The following is a 6,361-nucleotide window of genomic DNA, read 5'->3' on the forward strand; positions in this document are numbered from 1 at the left end:
TGGCTCATGACGGAGTTGGCAGAACAACGCATTCCGCCCCGAGCGGGGCGCAGTAATCCACGGGTCGTGAAAAAGCCTCGGGCAAAATTCCCCGCCCGAAAACCCTCCCATCGGGGGAGGGGAACGGTTCGACCCCAACTTAATTTCTCGATCCTAATACCAACCTGAACCTTATCCGAACAGTATTGGGGCTTGGGGCTGGTGGGCAGAGCCCACCCTACGATCGGAGCCGTGTTTCTTAGGAGGGTTCTGCCTGAGATGCCCCAAAACTCATCGCCTATGAGTCCAATAACCCTGGGATCTTGACCTATGGAACCGACGCCCTAAGCATTATTGAAATTTATCAATCGATCATAAAAAGCAAATCGATGAAAGCCTAATTTCCCTTTGCGTTTGCCCTCAGGATTGGTTAAACTCGATTCAATATTGATAGGCTTAAGTCTATCTAATCTCATTTTTGATTTACCTAAGTCAATTCGTTGGCGCGGCACCAGCGTCAGGATGGGGTAGCTCCCAGTTCTGGCTTAGAAAGGGTTGTGTCAACGTTGTCAGCTGCTATGTTCGATGTTTCTGCTAGGTTGCCCATGACACCAGTTCTGGCTCAAACCAGTTGGCTGATTCCCCTGTACCCGTTGATCGGGGCATTACTAACCATTCCTTGGTCTCCAGGGATGATTCGCCGCACTGGCCCCCGTCCGGCGGGCTACATCAATATTGTCACCACAGCCCTGGCCTTGGGGCACAGTCTGTTGGCGTTTCTGGCCTTTTGGGGTAAGTCCTCTCCCCAGTTCTTTTTTGCCCCCTGGCTGCAGGTGTCGGGGCTGAATCTCACCATTCCCCTAGAGGCGTCGGCTATTACCCTGGGGGCCTGTGTGCTGATCACCAGTCTCAACCTGCTGGCCCAGATCTATGCGGTGGGCTACTTAGAAATGGACTGGGGCTGGGGCCGCTTCTTCGCCCTGATGGCGTTGTTTGAGGCGGGTATGTGCGCCCTGGTGCTGTGTAACTCCTTGCTGTTTGCTTACATGCTGCTGGAGATTTTAACCCTGGGTACCTACCTGCTGGTGGGCTTCTGGTACAACCAGTCCCTGGTGGTGACCGGGGCCCGGGACGCCTTTTTGACCAAACGGGTGGGCGACCTGGTGCTGTTGATGGGGGTGCTGGCCATCTATCCCCTGGCCCACACCTGGGACTTTCGGGAACTGACGGCCTGGGCTCAAACCGCGAATGTGGATGCCGGGCTGATGACCCTGATTGGCATTGGCTTGATCGCTGGCCCCATGAGTAAGTGTGCCCAGTTTCCCCTGCACCTGTGGCTGGATGAAGCCATGGAAGGACCGCTGCCTAGTACCATTCTGCGGAACGCGGTCGTGGTAATTACTGGGGTGTGGGTGCTGGTGAAGTTAGCGCCCGTGATTGCCCTATCTAGCACCGCCTCTGCCGTGGCGATCGCCATCGGGTCGGTTACGGCCCTTGGTGCCACCCTAATTTCTGCGGCCCAGGTTGATATTAAGCGAGTTTTGTCTTACCTCAGTAGTGCCTACATGGGCCTGATGTTTATTGCTGTCGGGGGCCACCAACCCGCCGCCGCTCTATTGCTGGCCCTGGTATACGCCCTGGCTATGGCAACACTGGTGATGGGGTCTGGCTCAATTATTCTGGGCGTGATCACCCAGGACCTGACCCAGATGGGCGGACTCTGGAGCCGTCGACCCCTGACGGCCCTAACCCTGATTGTCGGCGCTGCTGGCCTAGTGGCGCTGCCCCCCCTGGGTGGGTTTTGGGCCATGCTGTCGTTGGTGTCAGGGCTTTGGGACAGCCAGCGGGGGCTGTTGGTGGTGCTGGTGCTGGTGGTCAACTGGCTGGTCGCCTTTAGCCTGGCTCGGATGATCGGGCTGATCTTTGCCGGGCCAGCGCAGCAGATGACAGTGCGATCGCCGGAACCGATCTGGCTGATGATGGTGCCGATGACCGTGGCGGCAGGATTTACCCTGCATCTACCGCTGGTGTTGATCCAGCTGCAGCGGTTACCGGCCTGGGCTGACGTCAACCAGGACATGGCTTTGTTGCTGGCCTGGTCCAGTCTGCTGGGGGCGGCAGTGGGCACCTTGCTTTACGTCAATCGAGTGGTTGAAGATCCCGCAAAGCTGGTGAAAAAACCCTTACAGAACCTGCTGGCCTACGACTTCTATACCCCTAAGCTTTATCGCAACACCTTTGTCCTCGGCGTCGATGTCCTTTCCCGCATCACCGACTGGCTGGACCGCTATGTGGTCGATGGCCTGGTGAATGCGGTGGGTCTGGCCTCCCTGTTCAGCGGCGAAACCCTGAAGTACGGCAATACCGGTCAGCTACAGTTCTACGTGCTCACCATTGCCCTGGGGGTGGCGGCCCTGGGGGTGTTGATGAACTGGTCAGCCCTGTCGGCATTGTTCTAGCAAAGTTTTGAATTTTGAATTCAAAATTCAAAATTCACTAACCCACCCCGCCCTGCGGGCACCCCTCCCAGGAGGGGACATTAAATCCAAAATCCAAACTCTAAAATCCCCCTTCCCTTCCATGCTCACCCCCCTCTTACTGATTCCCCTAATTGGTGCGATCGCCCTCTCCTGCTGGCCCGGCCTCTCGGCCAAACGGGCTCGTTATGGGGCTCTGGTCACCTCTGGAGCGGCCCTGCTGTGGACAGTCTGGCTGTTTACCCGATTTGACCTGTCTTTTGGCGGCTTTCAGTTCCATGAGTTTTTGCCCTGGCTGCCGGCCCTGGGCCTCAACTATGAACTGAGTTTAGACGGCCTTTCCCTGTTGATGGTGGCCCTTAATAGCCTGCTGACTGGTATTGCTATCTGGAGCAGCTCTCCCAACCTGGAGCGGCCCCGGCTGTTCTACAGTCTATTGCTGGTGGTCAGTGCTGGGGTGGCTGGGGCGTTTGTGGCCCAAAACTTGATGTTGTTTTTCTTGCTTTATGAAATTGAACTGGTGCCCCTGTATCTGCTGATTGCCATCTGGGGGGGCGAAAAACGGGCCTACGCCGCCACCAAGTTTTTGCTGTACACGGCGCTGTCGGGGGCGCTGATGCTAGCCGGTTTTCTGGGGACCGTGTGGCTCAGCGGTGCAGAGGATTTTACCTACCATGCGGTGATGGGCCATGAGCTGCCAATGGTGTGGCAAACGGTGCTATTGGGGCTGTTACTGGTGGCCTTTGGGATCAAAATTCCCCTGGTGCCCTTCCATACCTGGTTGCCCGATACTTACGTGGCGGCCAATACCCCTGTGGCCATGCTACTGGGGGGGGTGCTAGCCAAGCTGGGTACCTATGGCCTGTTACGGTTTGGCTTGGGTCTATTTCCCGATGCCTGGGTTCAGTTTTCTCCCTACCTGGCGGGGTGGGCAGCGGTGAGCGTGCTGTATGGGGCGGTAACGGCGATCGCCCAGAAAGACATCAAGCGCATGGTGGCCTATAGCTCCATCGGTCACATGGGCTATGTGCTGCTGGGCAGTGCTGCCATGACCGACCTGGCCCTAACTGGGGCTCTCAGTCAAATGGTCTCCCACGGCATTATTTTGGCCATCCTATTCCACCTGGTGGGGGTGATTGAGGCTAAAGTCGGCACCCGCGACCTGGAGGTGCTAAACGGCCTGATGAACCCGATCCGGGGGCTACCCATGGTCAGTGCCCTGCTGGTGTTGGGGGGGATGGCCAGTGCTGGTATTCCTGGTTTGGTGGGGTTTGTCACCGAATTTCTGGTGTTCCAGGGTAGCTATGCGATGTATCCGGTGCAGACCCTGCTGGGAGTTATCGGTACCGGCCTGACGGCGGTGTACTTTGTGATTTTGCTGAACCGCACCTGTTTTGGACGACTGGACAATGCGATCGCCTATTTCCCTAAAGTCACCTTCTCTGAAAAGCTGCCTGCCTACGTGCTGGCGGGGCTGATTCTCTTCCTCGGTATTCAGCCCAACTGGCTGGTGAAGTGGGGTGAACCCACCGCCAGCGTCATGGTGGCCTCCATTCCGGTAGTGTTGGATCAGGTGGTGGCGGATGAGGTGATTGAAGACTTGCCAATGGAGGTTGCCCCGGACGATGCCATTATTCTTCCCATCGCCACCCTCCTGCCATAGCCGATCTGGGTCCCCTCCCAGGAGGGGTAGGGATGGGTCCCCCCAGCCCCTGCAAACCCACCCCGCCCTGCGGGCACCCCTCCCAGGAGGGGATCGCTAGAGGAAATCCCAAATTTCTTCAGGTACCAGGGGACAGGGGCCATGGCGGAGAACATCGGGCGATCGCCAAACCGCCTCAAACTTTCGTTTCCCCTCCACCACCGCCAGACTCTCCCGCCCATACAGCGACTGATCCACAAACTGTCCATCGTAGACAAACACAATCTCATGGCCCGACTCCCCCTCGTAGACAAAGATGTTTTCCACGATGCCCAGCAGCTCAATCCCGGTAATGTCGGCCCCTACCTCCTCCTTAATTTCGCGCACCACCGCCTCAGCACTGGTTTCCCCAAAGTCAATGCCGCCCCCCAGCGGTCGCGCAAACCCCCCTTGCCTTACAGCGTCGTAGCCCTCATGCACCAGAATCTCGTCCCCCCGCCGCAGCAAGCAGATAGAAATTGGCCGAATCCGTACTTTTTTGCCCATGGTAAAAATGTTGAGTTTTGAATTTTGAGTTTTGAATTTTGAATTCTCTCCGGAACAAATCTAATCCAAAACTCAACATTTCTCCTTCGGAGACGCTTCGCGCACAACCTTGATAACTCTCCTCCCCATCTCCCCACCTTCCCATCTCCCCATCTCCCCACCTTCCCCATCTCCCCCACCTCCCTTACCTACCCATCCACCCCCTACCCATCCACCCCCATGCCCACCCTCACCCAAACCCTCATCCCCCCCTCCACCCACCCCTACGCCGATGTGATTCACCGGCTAGAGGCGGGCGGTTCCATGTTGCCGGACACCCCCGAAAACCTGATGCAGATCATCGGCATCTACAAGGCTTATGCCGTGCCGATGGATTTTTACTGGCGAGATCTGCTTTACATTGCCGAACGGGTATTTCTCAATCCGATTCCGGCGTTCAAGTACTTTCTGCCCCAGAAGTACCTTGATCTCCCCAACCATTACGCTGGGGACACCGCCGACCTGCGCATCTGGCGGGGGGAGGCCACTGCCCACCCGGAACTCCTGGAATTCATGGCCAAGGGCGAAGTGAACCGTACGCTACCCAAGCTGTTCCACCACCTCTGGCATGATCGGATCAACATGGAGTTTGCTGAGGCCTGTATGCGGGCGATGTTGTGGCACCAGGACATGGGTGGGCGGTTTAACGATTACCTGTATACCGATGAGTACAAGCAGGCATGCGATCGCGCCATCCGCGCCTACTTTAAGGGCAACCCGGCCATGCTGGGGTTGCACCGGCTGTTCCCCGAAATGTTCTATGAAAAGTGTCGCGAACTCTCCTACTACGCCAACCTGGGCCTGTTCTGGGAAGTGATGGCCCCGGTGTTTTTTGAAATGAGCGACATCTATGACGAGGATGGTTTCGCAGGGGTACCCGACGCCATGAACTTCCTGGTTAACGGTATCTTTGCGGTGGCGGGGCGACCGATTTACCACCATGTCTATGTGGGCGACGAATGCTTTGAGCTGATTCCCAAGTCCTGCGGCTTCACCTGGCTCTACGAAGCCGCTCTCCCCTACGTGGAGGCCGTCTTTTACCGCACCGCCCCCTTCCGGGGCACCAAGTCCTACAACGCCCAGGCCAAAGAAGTCCCCCAAGATCAGCACGACTTCCACTACGGCATCCTCTACGCTGATGTGTTCCCTGTCGGCAGCGCAGGCATCCCCCCCACCCTGCTGATGCAGGATATGTTGCACTTTTTGCCCCCTTATCTGCAGGCGTATTACCACCAGCACTGCCGGGGCGAAGACGACATGTTGATTCAACTGGGCATCACCTTCCAGCGCTCCATGTACAACGTCACCTCCGCCGTGATTCAGGCCCTGCGCGCCGCCCTCCACTACCCCCTGGATGACCCCAACCCCCGCCATCGGATGGTGAATCGCCAGTTCTTCGAAGCCCAGATGGATCGATTCCTGCGCCCCGAAGCTCGCCTGCGGGATATCCAGCGGCAGGAGTATCGGTAGATGAGTGGATGAGTGGATGAGTGGATGAGTGGATGAGTGGATGAGTGGATGAGTGGATGAGTGGATGAGTACTTATCTGCATCCACCGCCTACCCATCCACCCGCCTACCCATCCACCCCCTACCCTCCACCCCCTACCCTCCACCGCCTACCCTCCACCGCCTACCCATCCACCCGCCTACCCATCCACCCGCCTACCCATCCACCC

The 6,361-nt window shown here is 57.5% G+C and carries 4 protein-coding genes; 3 read left to right on the forward strand and 1 reads right to left on the reverse strand.

The window, feature by feature from the left end:
* Positions 1-584: 584 nt before the first annotated feature.
* Entirely contained in the window at positions 585-2,438 is a 1,854-nt protein-coding gene (locus E1H13_RS25910) for an NAD(P)H-quinone oxidoreductase subunit F (protein WP_169617853.1), read from the forward strand.
* Positions 2,439-2,559: 121 nt separating this feature from the next.
* Positions 2,560-4,119, forward strand: coding sequence for an NADH-quinone oxidoreductase subunit M (locus E1H13_RS25915; RefSeq protein ID WP_169617854.1), 1,560 nt, complete (start codon positions 2,560-2,562; stop codon positions 4,117-4,119).
* Positions 4,120-4,215: 96 nt separating this feature from the next.
* Here the strand turns inward: E1H13_RS25915 and E1H13_RS25920 are convergent, their stop codons facing one another.
* Positions 4,216-4,644 carry an NUDIX hydrolase gene (locus E1H13_RS25920; protein ID WP_169617855.1) on the reverse strand — a complete coding sequence of 143 codons (429 nt, stop codon included), beginning with the start codon at positions 4,642-4,644 and terminating at the stop codon, positions 4,216-4,218.
* 219 nt (positions 4,645-4,863) lie between these two features.
* Between E1H13_RS25920 and E1H13_RS25925 the strand changes: the two genes are divergently transcribed.
* Positions 4,864-6,153, forward strand: coding sequence for a CO2 hydration protein (locus E1H13_RS25925; protein ID WP_169617856.1), 1,290 nt, complete (start codon positions 4,864-4,866; stop codon positions 6,151-6,153).
* Positions 6,154-6,361: the final 208 nt, after the last annotated feature.

The organism is Nodosilinea sp. P-1105, from assembly GCF_012911975.1.
Lineage (GTDB): Bacteria > Cyanobacteriota > Cyanobacteriia > Phormidesmidales > Phormidesmidaceae > Nodosilinea.